This is a genomic window from Syntrophomonas wolfei subsp. methylbutyratica (assembly GCF_001570625.1).
GTDB classification, from domain to species: domain Bacteria; phylum Bacillota; class Syntrophomonadia; order Syntrophomonadales; family Syntrophomonadaceae; genus Syntrophomonas; species Syntrophomonas methylbutyratica.
The window spans coordinates 16688-39440 of the sequence record NZ_BBQT01000009.1; the positions used below are offsets into that span (position 1 = coordinate 16688).

The window sequence follows — 22753 nt, forward strand, 5'->3', positions numbered from 1 at the left end:
GTGCAGGGTGCAGGGTGGGAGCCACAACCACCGTTCAAGCGTGAGGGAGCAGGCTCTTGAACAGTAAGAGGGAGCAGGAAATAATTTAACCCCCTCACCCCTTACCCCTCATTTTTCTTACCAGCCCGGCATAACTACAGCTGCTTATTGTCCGTATTTTTTCTGCGCCCGGAGATGTTCACTATAGGTCCGGGAAAAGAAATGGCTCCCGTCTCCTTTGGAAACATAATAATAATAAGAATGCTCCTTAGGATTTAGAGCGGCATTTATTGAAGCCTCGCCCGGGCAAGCAATCGGACCCGGAGGCAGACCGGCATATTTGTAGGTATTATAGGGAGAGTTTACTTCCAGGTCGGCGTAGGTGACCAGCTCTTTATGCCTCTGCAGGGCATAGAGTACACTGGCGTCAATCTGCAACAGCATACCGGCATTCAAACGATTTAGTATCACACCCGCAATCATCGCTCTTTCTTCCGGCACCTGAGCTTCTTTTTCTATTAGGGAAGCCAGAGTGATGGTATGGTAAACACTCCAATTCTTAGCCTGAGCCTGCTCGGCAAACTTCTTTTGCCATACCTGCTCGAAATTGTTCAACATAAGCTCAATTGCCTGCCGGCAATTATAATCTTCGGGAACAAAATAAGTCTCCGGATATAAAAAACCTTCCAGCCGGTTCTCGTTCTCTAAAGGAAGCGCTTTTAAAAAAGCAAAATCATAATCCTGTTTTATGCTCATATTCCATTCTTCCTGACTGCAAAGCTGTTTCTTAATAAGCAGTTGCCCAATCTGTTCCAGGGTATAACCTTCGGGAATGGTAAAAGAAATATTGACTATCCGGCCCTGAACAATATCATCAACAATCTCTTTCAGCGACTGGCTGCGGCTAAAGCGATAGTGACCTGCCTTCAGGCTGCTATCATAACCATTCTTCTGGCAGTAGGCCAGAAAAACACTTTGCTTATGTATCAGCCGCTCATTATAAAGCAAGTCCGCCACCTGCCTGGCACCGGTTTTTTCCGGAATTACAATATCCACCATACTTTTATCAGCAGGATCCACCGGTTGGTACTGGCGAGCAATCATTTGTCCGGTAAAGAAAACTCCGGCCAGTATTATAAATAAAACCGCCAGTATTATTGCTACAACTTTAGGTTTCTCCAATCTCAACTTTATTTCACTCATTTCTCTCCACTTTCCTCAGCAATTTAATCCATACTCCCTACCCTTCACCCATCAATTATAGTGATAAACAGAATCTTTTTGTGTCAACAACCCCGTCCCCATGTCATACTTTCTTCAGATCAGCGTCTGGCGACCATTCCGTCCTCCGATTTCTGTCTTCTGTCTTCCGTCTTCTGTCTTCTGTCTTCTGTCTTCTGTCTTCTGTCTTCTGTCTTCTGTCTTCCGTCTTCTGTCTTCCGTCTTCTGTCTTCCGTCCTCCGTCTTCCTATATTGTGATGGGCGGCGTACCCTCATCCCCATTCTCCGGCTGCGGGCTCGGGATTTCCGAGGGCCCGGGTTCCACCAGCGGCGCTGCCTCGCCGGTACTGTCGCCCAGCGGGTCAGGCTCAATTCCATTCGGGGGATTCTCAGGATTATCAACATTCTCAGGCGGTGATTCCACTTTAACACCCGGCCCTACATAGATCAGCCTATCCAGGGGCTTGTAATAATCTGATGCCAACTGCTCACTTTTAAGCAAGCGGCCCTCTTCATCCATATAATTACGAAATGACCTGACTACATAACCCTGAATACCGGCATGGTCAAGCTTTTCCTGACCTGGATTGAGGCTGGGATCGTTTTCCCGTATCTCTTTAAACGGAATGACCCGGTCTACAATAGTAGATAAATGGATATCTCTTTTTTCCGTCAGGTTGCCATATATGGTCATGGTAAGTTTGCCCGCCTGAGCCCAGGCTCTAATATAAATAGGATAGGGGCTGTTGTTCTTAAAACGGAAATCCTGCAATCCGTAGACTACAGTAGCATCCCGCCCCACCGGAACATAAGCCACTGCCAGGGCATGATTGTGTCTCTCCACTATCTCCAATCCAGCCAGCAAAACAGTATTATAAAGAGTCGATGAAACTTGGCATACGCCCCCTCCCAGACCGGGTTCAAATTTTCCATTGACAATCACCATGGCATCACGATAGCCAGCCTCTATAACCCTCTCCCCCACCCGGCGGTTAAAGGAAAAAATCTCGCCGGGAGGCAGCATAGAGGTGTTAATAGCCGATGAGGCCAGGTAGAGATTATGGGAACGGTTTATTTCATTAACATTAAACCAGGTGGAAAATGAGGATAGTTCCCCCATATTGCTTAAATCCTCATCCTTCACCTGCGGCCATTCCTCTTGCATGGCGATAGGGATTTTTATTTCTTCCATTTGTCCCCACTCTTGAGGAAGATCGGCAAAAGTCTGCTCAGGATCTACCTTTAAACCTTTCCTGGCGGGGATTAATACCAATCCCTTTTGCTTTTCTATCTCCAGGCGGGCATCTTCCGCCGCCGCCCCCAAAACCTTATTCCACTCATCAATCATCCGGGCTTTGATCTCAGGCTTGTATTCCAGTTTCAACGGATAGATAACTTCCCGGGAACCATCCAGATTAGTAAGCTTGGAGGGCCAATCTCGTTCCTGCTCCTGTTGCCAGACCTTATTAACTGTTTCCTCATAGTTTACAGGATAGCTTAAATCCTCCAGTTTGCTTTCAAAACTATATCCCTGGTAGTGAAAGATTACCGGGGTTTTTTTGTATTCCTCCAAATCCCGCTCCAGTCTTGATGCCGCCTGTTTACTAGTGTATCCCCCTACCGTTGTAGAAGCAATCTTGACCCCCGGCATAAAGTAGGGTGATTTATAAAAAACCTGAAAAAAATACATCGCTCCCGCTAAAGCTATTCCCAGCAGCAGTATCAAGCTAAAGAATATGCTTGTTTTTACTCTCTCATTGGCCAAAATCCTTCCCCCCACCATATCCCCAAAAGAAAAAAAGGAAGCCTCGCGGCTCCTTTTTTTCGAAACTAAAGGTCTTCACTATCCACGAGTTCCTGCCAGGCTTCAACTACCATTTCCCATTCTGTTTCATCATCGATATCACTCAACAGTTCATTGCCTTCCTCATCGATAATTACTTTCAGAATAACCACTTCTCCGTCTTCTTCATCATATTCCTCATCTTCTTCATCCAGGGGAACAAGAACCCGGTACTTATCATTCTCGATTTCCAATTCAGCCAGCAACTCAAACAGGTGCTCTATTCCATCCTCATCAACCAGTACCAAAATTGGAAAGTCTTCCTCCAAAAATTCTTCGGTCATAAAGTCACCTCTTTCATTAGATAAGTGTAATTCTATTGTTTTCCGGGGCTGTTGTCAAATCTTTCCTCAGCAAAGATTAATTTTAATAATCCTTCCCCGAACAACCCCCGTCCAGGTAAGCCTGCAGTATGTGAACCGCCGCTATTTTATCTATCAGTTCTTTTCTCCTTTTGCGTGAAAGATCAGCTTCCAAAAGGACTCTTTCCGCACTCTTGCTGCTCAAGCGTTCATCCCAGAGATCGACCGGAATCTTCAATACCTCCTGCAAGGCCCGGGCAAATTCCTGGCTTTCCAGAGCTTTAGGCCCCATAGTACCATTCATATTGAGGGGAAGACCCAATACTATCTTCTCGACCTGGAATTCCTGACACAGCTCTTGCAAGTAGCTTAAATCTTTCTTCAGCCCTTTTCGCTGCAAAATCGAATGCCCTTGAGCCGTCCATCCCATAGGATCACTGAAGGCTATACCGATTCTTTTTTCACCCAGGTCCAACCCCATTATACGCATTGCGCCCTTTTATTCCTCCTGTTTCCCTGGTCACGGGGGCCATTATTTTACATAGATAATCCAGGCTAAATAGCGCAGGCAAATACCCGTATGGGTTACTCGCCTTTCTCCCTGCTATTTTGCAGGTAGCTTTTTAATAAAACCTCCATTATTTCATCCCGATCTACTTTGCATATCAAGTTGCGTGCCTCACTATGACTGGTTATGTATGCCGGTTCCCCTGAAATCATATATCCCACCAGTTGATTGATCGGATTATATCCCTTCTCCTGCAAAGCCTGGTATACCGTATGCAATATGGCACGAACTTTATTCTCATCGTCCCTTTCCAGTTTGAAACTAACCGTTTCACCTGGTAATTGAGGCATAGTCAACACCTCCCTCAACCAGAATTTCTCCACTACTCCCTCAAATTCCTGCGCTTTAGGATAAGGTTTTTTTCACCATTTTTCTGACCTCAGCCAAAGCCTCAGAAATTTTGCTCTTGTCCCTGCCTCCAGCCTGGGCCATATCTGGACGCCCTCCGCCTCCGCCTCCAGCTACTTGAGCGGCGGCAGCAACTATCTTGCCGGCATGGAGTCCCTGCTCCAGCAAATCCTTGCTCACAAAACAAACAAAAGATACTTTTTCCCCTTTTATTGAAGCCAACATAACTATAGCCCGGCCCAGCTTATCCTTCAGCATCTCGGCGTTTTGGCGCAGGCTGCCCGGGTCTTCAATATCCGCCTCTTCAATCAAGATCCAGGCATCATTTAACTGGAAGGCCTTGTTCACCAGTTCATCACTGGAAGAACGCGATAAACGCTGCTGCAAGCTTTCGATCTCTTTCTCTTTTTCCTTCAGCGAGTTATGCAAATTTTCAATCCTTTTGGTCAGCTCCAGCGGTGAGCTGCGCAAAGCGGAAGCCGCCTTTTTTATCTCGCCTTCCAGCTGCTGGAGATATTCCAGGGCATAGCTGCCGGTTATGGCTTCAATTCTTCTCAATCCGGAGCCGATGCTTCCTTCTCCGGTAATTTTAAACAAACCAATTTGGCCGGTGTTTTGTACATGAGTACCACCGCAGAGTTCGCTGCTGTAAGTGTCAACCTGAACTACTCTTACTTCTTCCCCATATTTTTCTCCAAAAAGGGCCATAGCCCCCATTTCCCGGGCCTGGTTCAGAGCAGTTTCCGTGGTGGTCACGGGATAAAGCTTCCATATGGCCTCATTTACCATCTGCTCAATCCGGGAAAGTTCTTCATTACTTAGAGCCTTGAGGTGAGAAAAATCAAAGCGCAGGCGGGCGGGTTCAACCAGTGAACCTTTCTGCTGGGCATGTTCCCCCAGCACTTCACGCAGGGCCCGGTGCAAAAGATGGGTGGCCGTGTGGTTTCTGGCCGTATCCATCCGGGCCCGGTCATCCAGCTGCATACTAACCCCTTCGCCAGTTGTCAGGACCCCCTCTACTATTCCATAATGGAGAATCCAGGCGCTGAGCTTCTTAACATCCTGTACCCGTAGCAATCCTTCCTGTCCCTTTATAATACCACGGTCCGCCACCTGTCCCCCGCTCTCCGCATAAAAAGGGGTTCGGGACGTAATTAAAATCACTTCTTCGGCATTAAGCGCTTTATCCATCAGTTCGCTGCCTTTAATAATGGCCAGAAGCACGGACTCATCCCTGCTATTTTCGTAACCGGTAAAGCTGCTGGGGGCGATGCCCGCAAGTTTTTCCGACAACAGGCGCTCCTGCCCCAGTAAATCTTCCCCTTTGTTGGCCTGCCGCGCCCGTTGACGCTGCTCTTCCATACTCCGGTCAAAACCCGCTTTGTCCAGCGTGAATTGGTTTTCTTCCGCCATATCTTCAGTTAAATCTAAAGGAAAGCCATATGTATCATAAAGCATAAACGCTTCTTCTCCCGGAATTACATTATCACCCCGCTGCCGCGCCCGCTCCATTATTTCTTCAGCTTTTTTCAAACCATCATTCAAGGTAAGCAGAAATCGTTCTTCTTCCAAACGAATTACTTCTTTGATAAAATCCTGTTTTTCCAGCAGCTCGGGATAAGCTTCTTTCATTATGTCACAGACCACATCCACATTTTTATAGAGGAAAGAGCCCTCGATACCCAGGAGTCGTCCAAAACGCAGAGCACGGCGCAATATTCGGCGCAGAACATAACCCCGTCCATCATTGCTGGGAAGCACACCATCGGCAATCAAAAAACTGCAAGCCCGGCTGTGGTCAGCAATTACGCGGAAGGGAAAACCTCTTTCCCCCTGCTCATAGGCTTTTCCGGTCAGCTCTTCAATCCTTTTAATAATGGGGATAAACAAATCCGTATCAAAATTGCTATCCACTCCCTGTAATATTGAACTCAATCTTTCCAAGCCCATGCCGGTATCAATACTGGGGCGGGGCAACGGAGTCATTTCACCGCTTTCATCCCGGTTATACTGCATAAAAACCAGGTTCCAGATTTCCAGCCAGCGGTCACAATCGCAAACCCCGATGCCACAGTCGGGAGCGCCGCAGGAATACTCGATTCCCCGGTCATAGAGTATTTCGCTGCAGGGACCACAGGGACCGGTATCCCCCATGCTCCAAAAATTGTCCTTTTCCCCCAACCTGACAATACGCGCGGGGTCAATCCCGCTTATTTCCGGCCATAAATCAGCCGCCTCATCATCATCCCGGTATATAGTTACCCAGAGTTTTTCCTCAGGAAGTCCGACCACCTCGGTAAGAAATTCCCAGGCATAGCCAATAGCCTCGCGTTTAAAGTAATCGCCGAAAGAAAAATTGCCCAGCATTTCAAAAAAGGTGTGATGCCGCGGAGTTCGCCCCACGGTATCCAGATCATTATGTTTCCCTCCTGCCCGGACACACTTCTGGGAGCTGGTAGCCCGAACATACTTGCGTTTATCCAGTCCCAGGAAAACATCCTTGAACTGATTCATGCCGGCATTGGTAAACAAGAGAGTGGGGTCATTGACCGGCACTAGCGAGGAGCTTTCCACCACGCTATGCCCTCTTTCTTTAAAAAATTCCAGAAAGGTTTTCCGGATTTCTGCACTGCTCCACACAGTATTTCCTCCTCTTTTCAACAAATAAAGATTGTTAATCTATTTTCTTGTAGAAAACCTCCTTTGTCAACTTGCTGGGGCTGCCAGTCGAAGAATTATTCCAGCTAGAACCGTCAGGCGTCAGTCGTCAGTCGTCGGAGGTTAGAAGGGGAAGGGGATGTTCCCTGCTGCGACTTATATCCACTCCTACTAGCTTTCTACCATCTTTAAGAAAGCCCATTGGATGACAACCTTCAGAGCAGCAGCCAGGGGCACAGCCAGGAGCATACCCCAGATGCCCATCAGCTTGCCTCCGGCCAGCAGAGCAAAGACAATAAGAAGAGGATGCATGCCCAGTTTTCCTCCCATGATCCGGGGAGTTATAATATTACTCTCTACTTGTTGGATAAGAAGAACTGCCAGTCCCATGTATAGTGCGAGTTGTAAAGATTCGGAAAGGGCGATAAGCAGCGCAAAAAAGCCGCCCAAAAAAGCGCCAAAATAGGGAACCAAATCAGCTACACCGGCTACCAGGCCAATCAAGAGGGGGAATTTAACCCCCAGTAAAGCGGCGGCAATCCCGGTAAAGATACCTACAAAAGTGGCAATTATCAGGTGCCCTTTAAGAAATTCAATCAAAGCTTCATCTATCTTCTCCAGAACGGCTTTAATCTCCCGGCGGAAGGAAGGGGAAAAAAGGCCTAAGAATGCATCGCGTATTTTTTCCCAGTCATTAATTATATAAAAGGCCAGAATTGGGGAAAAAGCCAGGGCCAGAAATTTTCCCAAAAAACTATAAAAACCGCCCAAAAAATCCTTCAGGCCCTTAAAGAGCTTGTTTTCTATCTGGTTAAGGTTTTCTTTTAATACCGGCGTCAGCTTGCCTAATTCCATCCCGTCTATGCTTTTGGCCATGTCCCGCGCCTGATCGGCATAATCGGGCAGTATACCCGCCATCTGGTTTAATTCCACAACCATGGCTGGTACAGCCAGGGAAAAGAATAGGGAAAAGACCGCCAGCAGCAGCAGGTAGAGGAGCAAAATCGCCCAGACCCTTTTCAACCCCTTTCTTTCCAAAAAGGATATGGGGCGAAAGAGCAAATAAGCCAGAACGGCCCCCAAAAAGAAGGTGAGTAAGACTTCTCTGACCAGGAATAAAAAATAAATGGTGGCCAGGACCACCACAATAAAGAAGAAGTATCGATATATCTTACTATTGGCGGGCAGCATTTTTTGGCCTCCCTTTGCATTGCTAGAGAAGCTGGGAAGAGTTTTCCATAGCTACCAGGGTCCCATCTTCAGCCACTTCATAAAGGTTGAGCATACCTTTGCGGAAATTAAATTCCAAAAAGCAATTCCAGCAATAATATTGATCGCTGCCTACCCGGCCAACCTGCAAACCACCGCAGACCGGACACTTGATAATCATTCCTCTTGGCTCCCTTCACCAGCCAGAACTCCGCCCTTGACGCTCTTCCAGGAAACCTCCTGCAGGGACAATTCCATTCTCCCCTTTAAAATATCGTTAATGGTCCCGGAGGAAATCTCCAGGCCTTGAACCTGTTTTTCTGCCGGGGAGAGAATAAAATCGGAGACTATGCCCAGTTCTTTGCCCTGCCGGTCAAATACGGTATCTCCCAGCTTTTTTTCGTATATTGATAATTCTTCCCCATAGGCATAGGATTTAATACAGTGCAAATCCCAGATCTTTACTGCATCCGGAGTTAAGTCAAAATCATCTCGAAAGATAAGGCCGGCTTTACCATCTTCCCCTTTAACCACCAGGTACAGAAGTCCAAAATCATCCCCAATAACCGCCTTTTGCACCATCGCAACCACTTCTGCCCGGGTGGCTAAAAAAACAGGTAAGTGCTGAATGTTGCGCGTTTTCAATCATTTGCCCCCTTTGGCCTGAAGAACTTAAGCAATAGTTATTATTAGTTTGTCACAGATTAAGCTTTTGATACGAAAAGTTGGGTGATGTAAGGTGTGAGGGGCTGGTGTTGAACATGTGAAGCATCATATCGGGCACAACTGATGCTCCCTTTGGTCGCTATTATGGGAGCTGAGCGGTATATTTATACAAGCAAAATAAAAAAGAAGGGTTTCACCCTTCCTCCAATATTTCCCTGGCGATTTCTCCGAGTAAAACGAATAAAGGAGTCTGCGGAGCCGTTTTTCTCCGCCTGGATAATGAAAGTTATGCTAAAATTGGTATAGGAGTTGCCGTTTGGCGGTTGGTCACTTTCCCGCGAGGGGAGGTGATGCCTGTGGTTACCTGGACAGGACTTTTTGGTTTTTGCCTGGTGATCGTAGGGATTATTTCCTTGTGTAGCAAACACAAGCAATAATAAAACGACCGCCTGAGTAAGGCGGTCAATCCACATTTAGGACTAGCCGCCACACAAAAAGCGGCAACTCCTTTGTTAACCATTATGATAGCATGCCAAAAAGCGTTCGTCAATCAAAGCTCTATGCCATGATTGTCCCCCCGCCTAAAACATAATCTCCCTGGTAATAGACTACACTTTGTCCAGGTGTTGCGGCCCGCTGGGCCTCTTCAAAAACAAGTTCCCAGATATCATCCTCGATATAGTGCAAGATAGCTTCCGCCTCCCTGGCCGCATAGCGAATTTTGGCCTTAACCCTGATGGGCAACTCAAAATCTCGGGGGCAGATAAAATGATTCTGTTTAAAGCGAAGCAGCTTGCTGAATAGTTCTTCATTCTCCCCCAGCAGGATCTGGTTTTTTTCGGGATCAATTTTGAGCACATATAGCGGACGCCCGGCATTTACCGCCAATCCCCGCCGCTGGCCAATGGTGTAAAAGGGAATGCCGCGATGCCTTCCCAGTACCTTCCCCGTCCGGTCCAGGAAACTGCCTTCTTTATAGCTTACCTGCGGGCGGATGAATTCCCGGTAATCCCCAGGTATAAAGCATACTTCCTGGCTTTCTTTTTCCTCGGCCAGCTGAAGATTATAGCAGCGGGCTATCTCTCGCACTTCTTCTTTCCTATACCCACCCAGGGGAAAGATGAGCCTGGATAACTGCTGCTGCTTTAGGCGATAAAGAAAATAGCTCTGGTCTTTGCGCGGATCTAGGCCTTTCATAAGGCGGTAACATTGACTCTTGTCATCATAATCGATGCGGGCATAATGACCGCTGGCCACTTTATCGGCTCCTAAATCCAGTGCGGCCTTTAACAGCAAGCCAAATTTAATCTCTTCGTTGCATTTTACACATGGATTGGGGGTATGGCCCTGTTCATATTCCGTACAAAAATAATCCGCCACGGCTGACTGAAAAGCCTCCCGCAGATCCACCACCTTATGCTCTATCTTCAGTTCATTGGCAATCCGGGCGGCTTTTTCCCCGGCTTCCCGCTCCAGGTGAACCATGGTTAACCCGGTGACTTCATATCCCTGTTCCCGCAATAACAAAGCAGAAACCGTACTATCTATACCTCCGCTCATCAATATTGCAACCTTCACTCTACCGTCTCCCTGAATCATTTCTACTATTATACCCTTTTCCATACTCTTCAGACAGTTTAGCATTTAAGCATCGGAAGAAACTGCGAAGCAGTTTCAACGAGAGCGCTGCCAAGAGGACGCGGGATTAGAACCCGCCGCCTGTTTGGTTAATAGGAACCCGGCTGCTTAAAGAAGCGAGGGACATCATTCACCTCGTTGCAAATAACTTGCTGTCTTGGCAGGGGAGAACATTTATTCTATAATGAGCTTGAGGTTTACCTGAAACTATTGAGAATATGAGGAGAAAAAGTATGGATTTATTTTCGCTCGCCAATGAGGAAAAATTTAATGCCCATGCCCCTCTGGCCTGGCGTATGCGCCCTCGCAGCCTTGATGAAGTTGTAGGTCAAGAGCATATTATCGGGCCGGATTCTCCCTTGCGCCGGGCTATTGAAAATGACCGCCTGCAGTCTTTTGTCCTCTATGGTCCTCCCGGCAGCGGCAAGACCACCATTGCTCATATCATTGCCAGAACTACTTCTTCTCATTATGCCGCCATTAAAGCCGTAAGTTCTGGTGTTGGCGAAATACGCAAAATTGCTGCCGATGCCGCTGAGCGCCTTAGATACTATCAACAATCGAGCATCATTTTTGTCGATGAGATTCACCGTTTTAACAAATCCCAGCAGGATGTATTACTACCTTATGTAGAAGACGGCACCCTGATTTTAATCGGGGCTACAACGGAAAACCCCCTCTATGAAATGAATAATGCGCTATTGTCCCGCATGAAGCTTTATGTTATGGAAGCTCTAAACACCGACAGCCTCCGCCGCATTGTCGAAAAGGCCCTGGCTGACCCGGAACGGGGACTGGGAAAGCATAATATAAGTATTGATGAGCAGAGTATGGCCATGATTGTGCAGGCAGCGCAAGGGGATGCCCGTACCGCCCTTAATATCCTGGATACCCTGCATAATTCCTATAGCAGTAAAAACGGTAGTCTAAGGATTACCCCTGAACTGCTGGAGAAAGTCACCGGACGCCTGATCCTCAAGTATGACCGCAGTGGGGATTACCATTATGATACAATTTCCGCCTTTATTAAAAGCATACGGGGCTCCGATCCGGATGCCGCACTGTTCTGGCTGGCTGTAATGTTGGAAGGAGGGGAAGATCCCAAGTTTATTGCGCGCCGGCTTATCGTCCATGCCGCAGAAGATATCGGACTGGCCGACCCCTATGCCCTCACTCTGGCTGCTTCTGCCGCCAGGGCCCTGGAGTTCGTAGGGATGCCCGAAGCCCGTATTCCCCTGGCCGAGGCTACCATATACCTGGCTGCCGCCCCCAAAAGCAACAGCAGCAAAATGGCTATTGATAAGGCCATCAATACGGTGCAAAACACTCCCCGGATTATTGTTCCACCCCATATCGCCGATAGCTCTCACTCGCAGTCGGCATCATTGGGTAAAGGCAAAGGCTATAAGTACCCTCATGATTATGGAGGTTATGTAAAACAGGAATATCTCCCCCAGGAGATTAAGGGAATTACCTTATACGAACCGGGGAAAAATGGCTATGAGCAAAATATTCGGGATTTTCTGCAGAAAATAAAAAACAGCCACCCCCATAAGTAGGAGTGGCCTTTTTGCCTTTAGCTTCCGCTTACTTCATCGATGGCTTTTTGTAATTGTGCTTTATTCTGCGCGCCAACAATTCTTTTTACTTCTGAACCGCCCCGGAAAAAGGCCAGGGTGGGTATACCCCTGATACCGAAACGAGCCGCCAGGTCCTGATTCTCGTCAACATTAACTTTGCCGATATTTATCTTGCCTGCATTCTCAGCGGCCAGGCTTTCTACCACCGGTCCCACCATCTTGCAGGGCCCGCACCAGGGAGCCCAAAAGTCAACCAGAACCGGCAAATCAGACTGCATTACTTCTTTATCCCAGTTATCCTGGTTGAATACCTTGATATCTGCCATATTACCCCTCCTAGCATTGTCTTACTTGATAAGTCTTCCCATCATATTGACGATCTCTTTCAGGTTTTCTTCCTGTTTTTCTTCATCCATGGCTTTAACAATACATTCCTGAGCGTGTTTTTCAAAAACAATAATACCCACTTGATTGATGGCCGATTTAACCGCGGAAATCTGGGTGAGAATATCCATACAATCCGCTTCTTCTTCCATCATCCGTTGTATTCCCCGCACCTGCCCTTCAATGCGCCTTAAGCGAACCAGGATGTTTTTGCGGGTTTTTTCATTATTCTTGGTCATCCATTATACCCCCCATGGGTATCTTATATGATAAACAGCTTTTTGTTTTCTGTCAAGTAAAAATTTCCCTACAGGCTCTGCCCTCTAAAAAAGAGGATAGCCGTACGTATAAAGCTATCCTGGCAAATTTCTTTACTCTCTCCTATAATACAAAATAGAATATAGACATACCCACAGCCAAAGACAACAAAACCCAGATAAGGGTACGCAAAAGCTCCATTTTAACCTGCTGGCCCAGTTCTTCCATTCATTTCCCCTCCTTTTACTATTGATGCCCTTATTAGCAATTATACATACTACTTAATTCTATTTTCTTATGTTTCCAGGGCCTACTATTATTATGGTATCAGAAGCGGGAGTAAGCTCCTCGGATAGAAGACTTTTCTCCACCACTTTTCCTCCGCTGGTAACTACCCGGTAATTCCGCAGAATGAATCCTTTTTTCCCTTCCTGCTGAATTATTCTTTGCTGGGGTGAAAGACGATGATTAAGCTTAATCTGTACTTCCGGGTATACATCTTCCCGTTCGCTTAGCAGCGTAATCTCTTTGCCAAGTTCTGTCTGGCATCCATATATCTTTACCAGAAGAGTATGTTCACTCATACTGGTAGTTAAAAGCAACGGATACTGCAGCTTATTCTCCATTACTGATTGCTTATCTTTCTCCTGCATACCGGCCTGTAGGCAAGCCTGAACGATAGCCCCCTTAATCTGGGCTTTGGTTTCACTGCCAACATCCATTGCTGCTTCGCACCCGGAGTCCATAATAGCCGGTAAATCCAATTTTTCGCCATGCATTATTATTAGACCGTTCAGCTTCTCCAGCAAAGCAGATGTTTCCGGGCTCAGATGGTTAATTCTCCTGGCACTTACAGCAATGACATCTTTGACGGTTTCAATGTCTTCAATCTTTACGCGCGGATGCACCTCAGTTGCAATAATTTCCATAGGCCCCAGTATTCCTTTTTCCAGTGCATCTGATATATGATTCATACTTGCATTCACATTAATCAAATAGCCATTCTGATGGGCCCGGTACTCAAGAAAATCGTGGTTATAGACAATCCTGGCATCAACCGCCGGCTGGTCATAATCTCTTTTTATCTGCAATACTTTTTCTAATACGGCTTCTTTATTCCAGGATAACACCGGTTTAATCTCCTGCCTCTGTCCTCTTGCTACACTGTGCTTGACCAAGGTTGCCACCCCCTGGCCCGGGAAGAGTTCCTCTTCTATTTTATCAAGGCTGGCGGCAATATCATAGTTGATTCCTATTTCTTCCATAGGCAGGGAGATTTCCTGCTTCCCTACTACCAGGATTAGTTTATCACCCCGGCTGGATGCCAATTCTGATTGTAGCAGAGCATAAGCTTCCTCTTTACTCATATCCGCCAGGGATATTCCCCCCAGCCAGAGATTTGATGGATAATAGTCCTGGTCCCGTGCGGCGAGGGCAAAGGAAACAATAAGCAGTGATGCACTTATTGCTATCACTGCCATTGAAATGACCTTAAGCCAAAGTTTGCCAGCATCCGTCATAGCTATTCTCCCCAATATTCAGTCTACCTCGCACATTGTGTAAGCTCAATAAACCTGTTATTTCTTTCTGCCAAATCCAAAATTTCTTCAGTAATCACTGTCTCCTGAGCAATCAGAACATTGCCAATAGCGTCTTTTATGTCCTGGATGAGTCTTTTCCCCAGTAAAAACTGACGCTGCTTCTGCTTAAAAAAAGCCGCTCCATCACTGCTTCCTGCTGGAGGAGAAGAGGCGGGAGCAACCAGCGAAGTTGGTTCAGGGGAGGTCACTGAAGTAACGGCGACAGGAGAGACCAGTTTTTCAGCTTCAACAGCTTTCTGCTGCAATGAGACTTCAGGGCTCTCTTCTTGTTTTATAACAATAACATCAACCCCATAAGTCATTACTTGCTTAGCGTCAATAATCTCAATCTTGGACTCGTCTTCCGCGGTCCTAAATTCCAAACAGGCGATGGCTCCGGTATCTTCATCCACTATATACTCACTTATTACGCCAATTAAATTACCCCTGTTAGTTAATACCCGGTTTCCTTTTAGCTCAATATGGCGCTCCAGAAGCTTATTGGCATTGGCTGTTTCATTAATTGTAGTTAGCAGGTTTTCACTCTCTGTTGTAACTGCGTGTTCACCAATACCCATTACCGACTTGTAGCCCAGAACACGGGCACCATCATACCAGTTTCGATTGCTAACTAGAATAAAATCCACTTTTCCCTCCTCGGGGTTAATGACTAGATCCTTAACCTGCCCGATCTTTTTGCCGTCCAGTACCGAAAAAACAGGCAAGCCAATAATCTCCTGGGTCTTCTTCATAGTTCCTGCTCCCTTCATCTAATATCCCGAAATCCACTCCCGGTTAAGCCTGCATCATATCCGCAGTACCCGGAAGAACTTGCTGTATTCCGCCCTGAATCAATATTTTGCTATTCCCCTGCCTATTATTGTTGCATCTTATTATATCAGTCTACCCTCGAATTTTGTATTTTTAAATAAAAACAGCACTGAAACACTTATTTGCAATAAGCTTGTTCGCCTTCACCAGGTTGTATCCAAGCAAGAAGTTTAAGCATCGGAAGAAACTGCGGAGCAGTTTCAACGAGAGTGCTGCAACGAGGGCGAGGGATTAGAACTCGCCGCCTGTTTTGTTAATAGAAGCCCGGCCGCTTGGCGGAGGAGATATTTCACCTCGTTATAGTTGGTTTTCGTCAATAAACTGATAAATATTTAGCAACTCTATACTCAAATTCCTCTTCAATTCGTCATCCATAGTGATATCCCATGCTTCCTCAAAACAAGTCGCAGCTTCCGGTAAATTGGCCGCTTCTTTATGTAAGAACCCCTGTTCAATCAAGTCAAATATTCTGGTATTAATGTTGTCCAAAATAAAAGTATCTTCTTCCTTAAAAGTATCCGCTTGTTCAATTTTAATTGACTCTTTATCGTGGACGGCTGCCGGTAAATCCTGTTCTTCCAGCAGCTCTGCTTCCGCCGCTGCTTCAAGGACTCCCGCAACTTCCTCATCGAGGATAGCTTCTCCTTCTTCAGGCAACTCTTCTATGGTCTTCCCGGCCAGATTTTCTACATACTCTATGTTTATATCCTCGTCCAGTTTCTCTATTATCTTTTCTGCCCCATCATCAGACAAGTCATTATCATACTCTGCCGGCTCTAACTTTACCGCTATCCCTTCTGCTATTTCTTCTATCTCTTCTTCTGTCTTTTCTTCTTTTTCTTCTGCCCCTTCTTCCGCCTCTAAGCTTTCTTCGACCTCTTCATTCTTTTCTTCCAGCTCTTCCGCAGGCAAGTCTATTCCTTCTCTACCCGTATCCTCCAACTCAAGTTCTTCCATTATGTCTATTTCTTCCAGCGTTGCTTCTGTTGCCTCTTCTTCTATAGAACCCGCATCATCCAGGGCTTTTTCTTCAAGAGCAGTAGTCTCTACCTCGATTTCTGCATCCGGCGATCTTGATTCATCAATTGCGAGTTGCAAAGTTTCTGCTTCGCTCTCTTCCTCAGAAACTGCTGGCTTGACTGCAAGCTCCCCACTATCTTGTTCAAGCAGCTCTGCCGCAAATAATTCCTTCTCTCTCGTTTCTTCTGTCGTCACAGTTGATTCCAAGATTGGCACAGCTTCCGGTACTTCTTCAATCAAGCCGGCAGGTATTGAATCTCCTTCCAGATTATCAAAGGCTTCCACTCGTAAACCTGATAAATCGCTATCCAACCTGGTCTCGATAGTCTCCATAAACTTTTCCAGTTCAGGTCCGGTAACCAATCTGCCTTTCGACTGGGGAACAAAATCTCCTTCGTTACCTAACAAATAACGAGTAATAACAACAATAAGCAATATATAACTTAGAAAAGAACAAAATATACCCAATCGCACCACCGTAATGGGAAAGGTAATTATAATAAGCAAAGAAAGAGAGAGAATAATAGCCATGTTTCTTTTTCCCAATCCTTCTCTTCTTAAAAAATAAGCCATTATTGATCCTATTGGTAAAAAAATCAATAATACATAGATTATATATTCCCGCATACATTACCCCTTAATCCAAAGTATCCTAAAATAGCTTCGACAAGGATAAGTTATTTCCTTTAAAAAGATATTAAAATGCTGAAAAAGTGCCAGAAAGTAAGCAAAAAACTACTTGTTAATATCTTTGACATTATTTTATATTTTCCTTCTTATTTGCAGTGAGCAAAACCTAATTTTGATTCCACTGCAAAAAGTAATAATTATGCATTAGCTTGCATAAATATTCCGTTCGCAGTCTACGCATGGGCAACACCAACGGCTTGTCTCGCGGCTCAAGGGGTACCGCACCAATCTCCCGTCCATGGGAGGCAACCTTAATAGTGACACCCGTAGGGTGGAACACTAGGCGTACCCGAAGGGTGAAGCATCCATGCTTCGCCAACGCTCGCTTTGCATATTTATGCAACCCCATGCAACAAAAAGGGTTTTTTGCAGTAGAGTCAATTTTAAAATCATGCTGTGATTTGTAGGAAAAGCAATTTCTATCCAAACGCATTTTCCCACGTATTAGAGAAGGCGGGCCCGCTTTGCGGACCCGCCTTCTCCTTCTTTTTCCCAACTACGCTTCCTTAAGTATTATCTGTCAATAAACCTGCTGGGGAAGCATTTAACATGATGGTATTTAGCTGACCAGAGCCAGGTTTTTTACCTTGATTCCCATAGCTGCAAAATGCGCCTGTATGGCGTTGCCATCTTCTACTATTCCCTTCCTAAGCTCTTCGTTGAACTCCTCCAGGCTCAAGCGATGGGTTTTGATTATCGGGAACTCCATAAGCTCCAGCTCTTCAAGGTAGATTGCCGCTAAATCATTTTTGCCTTTGGAAGCTATGAGGCCCTGGCGTATTTCCTCGTTAAAATCCTCCATTGACAGCAACTGCCTTTTCACTACGGGAAAGTCCAACTTTTCCAGTTCTTGAAGATAGCTATCATCCACTATAAGATTCATACCTGCAAAACCCTTATTGTCTATCATGTGAATCCCCCCTTTACTGTTTTCCCCCAATTATCCTTTTTCCTCTCTTCTCTCTTTTTACCCTTTCTCAACAATCCGGCTTGCTTCCCCAAACAGGACTTCTTAACATACAAAGCAAGCAAGAAGCATGCCAAATTGATTGCTGCTCTCCCCGGGTAAGAGAAAAGCCGCCAATCCTTTAGTTTAGACAATATTCCTCTTTTTCCCAAGATTAAGGTGTCGTTTTTATTCTTCGATAATAGGAAAGTCGTTACCGGCCATGTGCAAAAAAGTGCATACTATCCGTAACTTATCGGCCCTTTCCTAAAATAGGAGAATAATAGGAGAATAACGGAAAGATAATTTACATGAGTAGTGAGAGGTAACAAGCAAATAGGGTTTTGACGCTGAAGGACACTGACCCTGCGGGTGTCACTATTAAGGTTAGGAGCATGGGGATTAATTAGAAAAAAGTGGTAGGAGTATTATAGAGGTCAGGAAGAAGAGCAACCGAAGCTATTCCAGGCCGTATTTACCTAATTTGCGGTACAAAGCGGAACTGTGAATACCCAGCATCTTGGCGGTTTGCTGTTTGTTTCCCCCACTTTCCTGCAAATACTGGATTATCATTTGCTTTTCTATCTTCTCAATGATCTGGGGGAGACTGCTCTGCCCGTCATCCAGTATCTCGATTTTAGCGAATTTCTTATCCTTGTTTTTCTGATCCAGAGAGGGAAAATGCTCGGCTCGGATTACTTGCTCGCGGCGCATTACCGCCAAATTTATGGCTCTTTCCAACAGGTTCTCCAGTTCCCGCACATTGCCGGGCCAGGAATACTCCCGCAGTAAATCTATCGCTTCTGGCTCAATCCCGGAAATATCGGTCTTCAAACACTGGTTTATTCTATGGATCAAATCATTAACCAAAAGAGGAATATCATCCATTCGCCTTCTCAAAGGGGGTATATTCAATCCTACAACATTGAGGCGATAGTAAAGGTCTTCACGAAACTCCTGTTTTTCCACCATTTCTTCTAAATCGCGGTTGGTGGCGGCGATTACACGGACATTAATGGCTATAGGCGTGGTTCCTCCTACCCTTTCCACCACTTTTTCCTGTAAAACCGTTAAGAGCTTGGTCTGCATGGTCAAGGGCATATCACCGATTTCATCCAGGAAAATAGTACCCCCTTTGGCCAGTTCAAATTTTCCCGGTTTCCCGCCCTTTCTAGCCCCGGTAAAGGCGCCTTCTTCATAGCCAAAAAGCTCTGATTCCAGCAAGTTCTCGGGCAAAGCCGCACAATTTATTCTTACGAAAGGCCAGTTTTTCCTTTCACTGCCATTATGAATAGCCTGGGCAAAGAGTTCCTTGCCGGTACCGCTTTCTCCGGTAATGAGAATCGTAGATATGCTGTAAGAAAGTTGCCGGGCCATGGATTTTACCACCAGGAACTCCTGGCTGCAACCGACCAAATCGTCAAAAGTCCACCTGGCACTATATATCTGACTGACCTCATCCCGGTACAGGCTTAACTCCTTCTCCGTTTCCTGCAGTTTCTTGGCCAGGATTTTAGCCCCGGACATATCCAGGAAAAGGCTGTGCCCGATAGCTCCTATTATCTCGCCATGCTTTTTGATGGGGGTACGGGTAACAATGGTATCCCGGCCCCGGATAGGCCATATATCCGCATTATCCACCCTGCCGGTTTTCAGTATCTCTATCATCTTGGAATGAGGCAGGATTTCCAGTACGTATTTGCCTATTACCTCCTCTTTTTTCATCTCCAGAATATCCAAAAAGGTCTGGTTCATTACCGTAATATAACCTTCTTTATCAACAATTACATAGGCCATATGAGGACTTTCTATCAAACCCTCCAGAATAGCGCTGAATTCCTTCTCCGTTTCCTGCAGTTTTTTCATAAGAATCTTGGCTCCGGACATATCCAAAAAGAGGCTGCTGGCAATGGCCCCGATAATTTTCCCGTTCTTAAAAATCGGCACCCGGGTTACTATGGTATCCCTTCCCTTTATCGACCAGATGTCCGCCTTGTCCATGCGGCCGGTCCGCAAAACCTCGGGCAGCCCTGAGTTAGGGGTTATATCCAGAATATGCTGTCCTACGACATCTTCTTTTTTCATCTCTAGAATATCCAGATAGGTTTGGTTAATGGAGCTTATTAATCCATCACTGTCAACAATCACATAGAACATATAGGGGTTTTCAATCAAACCCTCAAGCAAACTGGTGATTTCATTTACGGTAAGATCTGACACAGCCATTCACCCCTTTACCGCTGCTACATAAACATGTAGCCTGTATGACTTACCAGGGTTGTAATGACAAGTGCTGCGAAAGCAACTAAAAATCCTGTTGCATACTCCCGGTCTATTAAATGTATTCAATGGCAACCTCGATTTTCCCTTTTTCCAGGTAAAGCAAAGCATAACTACCTTTTTTATCTAGACGGGGGCGGGAAGGGCTTCCGGGATTAATCAACCAGATACCTTCGATTTGCTCACAGAAAGGAATATGGGTGTGGCCAAACAAAACCACATCGGCACCCAGCTCCAAACCCCTATAATAGAGAGAATTTACGCTGCCTTTTACCCCGTATTGATGCCCATGAACCATATAAAATCGCTTTTCCTCTAAATCCAATATGCGCTCGGCCGGGCCGGATTCATAAAAATCACAATTGCCGGCCACAGCATGCAGCATTACTCCCCCCAGATGATGAGCTATTCTTTTGGCATCGCTTAAGAAATCCCCGGTAAAGAAGATTTGATCCGCTTTTACCAGTTTTAATTCCCGGCAAATTTTTTCAATCCTGCCGTGGGTATCACCTATAACAGCGATTTTCAAAAGAATTCCCCCTTTGCTGCCAGGTAGTGAAGTTAAACTTTTAAGTACTCCCCTGAAATAATCTTTCTATCAGCGGGCGGGCTTGCTCTAAAGCCTTCCCCCGGTGACTTATAAGATTTTTAGTCGCTGATGGCAGCAGAGCAAAGCTCTGGGTATAGCCCCGGGGTATAAAAAGAGGGTCATAGCCGAATCCTCCTTTTCCCGCCGGCACCAGAGCTATTTTCCCTTCACATCTTCCTTCCACCGTTTGCACATTCCCCTGGGCATCACTCAGGGCAATAACGCAAACGAATCTCGCCGTCCTCTGGTCTTCCTCTATCATTTCCATCAGCTTAAGCAGCTTCTGGTTGTTCTCTTCATCACCGGCCGATTCACCGGCAAAGCGCGCCGAATAGATCCCCGGCTGCCCCCCCAGGGCATCAACTACCAATCCCGAATCATCCGCCAAACATACTTTTCCGCTGGCCCTGGCTGTAAATACCGCTTTTTTTATAGCATTTTCCGCAAAAGAATTACCGTCTTCCTCCACCTCGGCCAGGGAGGGTAGCTCTTCCAGGGTAATAATATTCAGATCCAGCTCACGGAGAATCTCCTGCAGTTCCAGTTTCTTCTTGCGATTTCTGGTAGCCAGCAACAGTTCTCTGGGCATTTCTCTAGACTCCCAATATGCTCTTTTGTAAAGCAATAAGTTCCTGAATACCTTTTCCCGCCAATTCCAGCAGTTGGTCCAGTTCCGCCCGGCTGAAAACGGTCCCTTCAGCGGTTCCCTGAATTTCTATAAAATCGCCGTTCCCGGTCATTACTACATTCATATCAACATCGGCCTGGGAGTCTTCAATATACTCCAGGTCCAGAACCGGCATCGCATCGACAATACCAACACTTATAGCCGCTACAAAGTCTTTTACCGGGATAGTCTCAATAATTCCCTGTTCCTTGAACTTTTTAAATGCCAGGTAAAGAGCTACAAAGCTTCCGGTAATGGCTGCGGTTCTAGTTCCCCCATCTGCCTGCAAGACATCACAATCTATCCACAGGGTGCGTTCACCCATTGCCTGCATATCCACTACTGCCCGCAGCGACCTGCCGATCAACCTCTGAATTTCCGAAGTCCGCCCGCTAATCTTTCCTTTACTGGCCTCCCGTTGGGTCCGGGTTTCGGTAGAAGAGGGCAACAAGGAATACTCAGCGGTAACCCAGCCACTACCTTTGCCACGAAGAAAGGGAGGGACCTTTTCCTCCATCATGGCCGAGCACATTACCCGGGTATCGCCAGCTTCAATAAGTACTGAACCGTCCGGGTATTTCTGAAAACCAGGAATAATTCTTACTTTACGCATTTGATCATTGGCTCTGTTTTGGGGTCTTTCCATAAGTTAACCTCCACCTATTTAAAATTTAATTTTAAGAGCAGGAATCTGCTACTCTTGTTGATATCTTCCCCATAAGCATCAATCAAGCTGTTTCATGCCGCCAGGCCCAGGCACAACAACCAATGGCTCCATTGTACTGAGGCCGGGGCAGTTGGTAGATTGCAGACCCGGTCTCCCGGGCTATGATTTTGGCCAGGGCAGAATTCAAGGCTCCGCCCCCGGCCAGAATTATTTTCTTGCTGCGCAGGCGATTGAGCATGGCGGAAACCCGGCGATAAAGGCTGTAGTTTACACCGGCAGCCAGGTGGGAGACGGGGTGCCCTTCAACAATCCGAGCTATTAACTCGGTTTCTCCAAAGATTGCACAGGTAGCATTCAATTCCACCGCTTCCTCACTAAAAGAAGACAGTTCTTCCAGGCTCATACCCAGCACCGCAGCCATATTCTCCAGATAGCGCCCCGAGCTGGCGGCACAGCGGTCATTGGTTAAAAAGTCAAGCATCTGCCCTTGCCTCACTTGTACTACCTTGGTATCCTGTCCTCCGATATCCAGGAGGGTAAAATCCTGGAGGCCGCTCTGCCACAGGGCCCCATAAACATGGGCCTGAATCTCGGGAATTTGTTCCGCTCCCGCTATTCTCACACTGATCTTGCCATAACCGGTAGCGATTATCCGCTCCCGGCTAAAGCCCAGTCCGGCTAAATCAACCGTCATTTCTCCGTCTGCTATTCTCCCGCAATTCCGGTAAAAGGATACTGTATCATAAAGGCTATGATTAATAATCTCTTGACCATCCATTTCAATTATTTTTATCGTTCTGGAACCCAAATCTATTCCTGTAATTGACAT

At 46.2% G+C, this 22753-nt stretch carries 22 protein-coding genes; 1 reads left to right on the top strand and 21 read right to left on the bottom strand.

Annotated elements, in window-relative coordinates; translation table 11 throughout:
* Window positions 1–144 precede the first annotated feature (144 nt).
* The 10 genes from mltG to mnmA all read right to left on the bottom strand — a co-directional run bounded on the left by mltG (window position 145) and on the right by mnmA (window position 10438).
* The gene (mltG, locus tag AWB54_RS08150) at window positions 145–1182 is read right to left on the bottom strand and encodes an endolytic transglycosylase MltG (protein ID WP_061214120.1); all 1038 of its coding nucleotides are present in this window, start codon (window positions 1180–1182) and stop codon (window positions 145–147) included.
* 265 nt (window positions 1183–1447) lie between these two features.
* The gene (locus tag AWB54_RS08155) at window positions 1448–2965 is read right to left on the bottom strand and encodes a VanW family protein (protein WP_061214121.1); all 1518 of its coding nucleotides are present in this window, start codon (window positions 2963–2965) and stop codon (window positions 1448–1450) included.
* Between the two features lie 65 nt (window positions 2966–3030).
* The gene (locus AWB54_RS08160; RefSeq protein ID WP_061214122.1) at window positions 3031–3327 is read right to left on the bottom strand and encodes a DUF1292 domain-containing protein; all 297 of its coding nucleotides are present in this window, start codon (window positions 3325–3327) and stop codon (window positions 3031–3033) included.
* An 82-nt stretch (window positions 3328–3409) separates the two neighbouring features.
* On the bottom strand, window positions 3410–3835 hold the full coding sequence (gene ruvX / locus AWB54_RS08165) for a Holliday junction resolvase RuvX (RefSeq protein ID WP_061214123.1): 426 nt from the start codon (window positions 3833–3835) through the stop codon (window positions 3410–3412).
* A 95-nt stretch (window positions 3836–3930) separates the two neighbouring features.
* Entirely contained in the window at window positions 3931–4203 is a 273-nt protein-coding gene (locus AWB54_RS08170) for an IreB family regulatory phosphoprotein (protein WP_061214124.1), read from the bottom strand.
* Between the two features lie 55 nt (window positions 4204–4258).
* A complete protein-coding gene (alaS, locus tag AWB54_RS08175) occupies window positions 4259–6901 on the bottom strand; it encodes an alanine--tRNA ligase (RefSeq protein WP_061214125.1) in 2643 nt (880 codons plus the stop codon).
* Between the two features lie 189 nt (window positions 6902–7090).
* Window positions 7091–8110, bottom strand: coding sequence for an AI-2E family transporter (locus AWB54_RS08180; RefSeq protein ID WP_061214126.1), 1020 nt, complete (start codon window positions 8108–8110; stop codon window positions 7091–7093).
* 22 nt (window positions 8111–8132) lie between these two features.
* Entirely contained in the window at window positions 8133–8309 is a 177-nt protein-coding gene (locus AWB54_RS15915; protein WP_160328930.1) for a hypothetical protein, read from the bottom strand.
* Entirely contained in the window at window positions 8306–8773 is a 468-nt protein-coding gene (locus AWB54_RS08185; RefSeq protein ID WP_061214127.1) for a PRC-barrel domain-containing protein, read from the bottom strand. The genes AWB54_RS15915 and AWB54_RS08185 overlap by 4 nt, the downstream gene beginning before the upstream one ends.
* Before the next feature lie 579 nt (window positions 8774–9352).
* On the bottom strand, window positions 9353–10438 hold the full coding sequence (gene mnmA / locus AWB54_RS08195) for a tRNA 2-thiouridine(34) synthase MnmA (protein WP_368664469.1): 1086 nt from the start codon (window positions 10436–10438) through the stop codon (window positions 9353–9355).
* Between the two features lie 227 nt (window positions 10439–10665).
* Here mnmA and AWB54_RS08200 point away from each other — a divergent pair, with 227 nt between their 5' ends.
* A complete protein-coding gene (locus AWB54_RS08200; RefSeq protein WP_061214130.1) occupies window positions 10666–11991 on the top strand; it encodes a replication-associated recombination protein A in 1326 nt (441 codons plus the stop codon).
* A 17-nt stretch (window positions 11992–12008) separates the two neighbouring features.
* Here the strand turns inward: AWB54_RS08200 and trxA are convergent, their stop codons facing one another.
* The 11 genes from trxA to AWB54_RS08260 form a co-directional block, all read right to left on the bottom strand.
* A complete protein-coding gene (gene trxA / locus AWB54_RS08205) occupies window positions 12009–12338 on the bottom strand; it encodes a thioredoxin (RefSeq protein WP_061214131.1) in 330 nt (109 codons plus the stop codon).
* Between the two features lie 21 nt (window positions 12339–12359).
* Window positions 12360–12635: a metal-sensitive transcriptional regulator gene (locus AWB54_RS08210; protein WP_061214132.1), complete on the bottom strand. Its 276-nt coding sequence runs from the start codon at window positions 12633–12635 to the stop codon at window positions 12360–12362.
* A gap of 306 nt (window positions 12636–12941) precedes the next feature.
* Window positions 12942–14174 carry a peptidoglycan binding domain-containing protein gene (locus AWB54_RS08215; protein WP_061214133.1) on the bottom strand — a complete coding sequence of 411 codons (1233 nt, stop codon included), beginning with the start codon at window positions 14172–14174 and terminating at the stop codon, window positions 12942–12944.
* A gap of 23 nt (window positions 14175–14197) precedes the next feature.
* Entirely contained in the window at window positions 14198–14986 is a 789-nt protein-coding gene (locus tag AWB54_RS08220) for a PRC-barrel domain-containing protein (protein ID WP_235811129.1), read from the bottom strand.
* Between the two features lie 376 nt (window positions 14987–15362).
* Window positions 15363–16712 (bottom strand): hypothetical protein, encoded by a 1350-nt coding sequence (locus tag AWB54_RS08225; protein WP_061214135.1) that lies wholly within the window; start codon window positions 16710–16712, stop codon window positions 15363–15365.
* A 622-nt stretch (window positions 16713–17334) separates the two neighbouring features.
* Window positions 17335–17685, bottom strand: coding sequence for a hypothetical protein (locus AWB54_RS08230; protein ID WP_061214136.1), 351 nt, complete (start codon window positions 17683–17685; stop codon window positions 17335–17337).
* 495 nt (window positions 17686–18180) lie between these two features.
* The gene (locus AWB54_RS08240; RefSeq protein ID WP_082736097.1) at window positions 18181–19941 is read right to left on the bottom strand and encodes a sigma 54-interacting transcriptional regulator; all 1761 of its coding nucleotides are present in this window, start codon (window positions 19939–19941) and stop codon (window positions 18181–18183) included.
* Window positions 19942–20056: 115 nt separating this feature from the next.
* Window positions 20057–20530: a metallophosphoesterase family protein gene (locus AWB54_RS08245; RefSeq protein WP_061214138.1), complete on the bottom strand. Its 474-nt coding sequence runs from the start codon at window positions 20528–20530 to the stop codon at window positions 20057–20059.
* Window positions 20531–20570: 40 nt separating this feature from the next.
* Window positions 20571–21179 carry an XTP/dITP diphosphatase gene (locus AWB54_RS08250; RefSeq protein ID WP_061214139.1) on the bottom strand — a complete coding sequence of 203 codons (609 nt, stop codon included), beginning with the start codon at window positions 21177–21179 and terminating at the stop codon, window positions 20571–20573.
* A gap of 4 nt (window positions 21180–21183) precedes the next feature.
* Complete coding sequence (rph, locus tag AWB54_RS08255; RefSeq protein ID WP_061214140.1) at window positions 21184–21903, bottom strand: ribonuclease PH; 720 nt, start codon at window positions 21901–21903, stop codon at window positions 21184–21186.
* Window positions 21904–21985: 82 nt separating this feature from the next.
* Entirely contained in the window at window positions 21986–22753 is a 768-nt protein-coding gene (locus AWB54_RS08260) for an acyl-CoA dehydratase activase (protein ID WP_061214141.1), read from the bottom strand.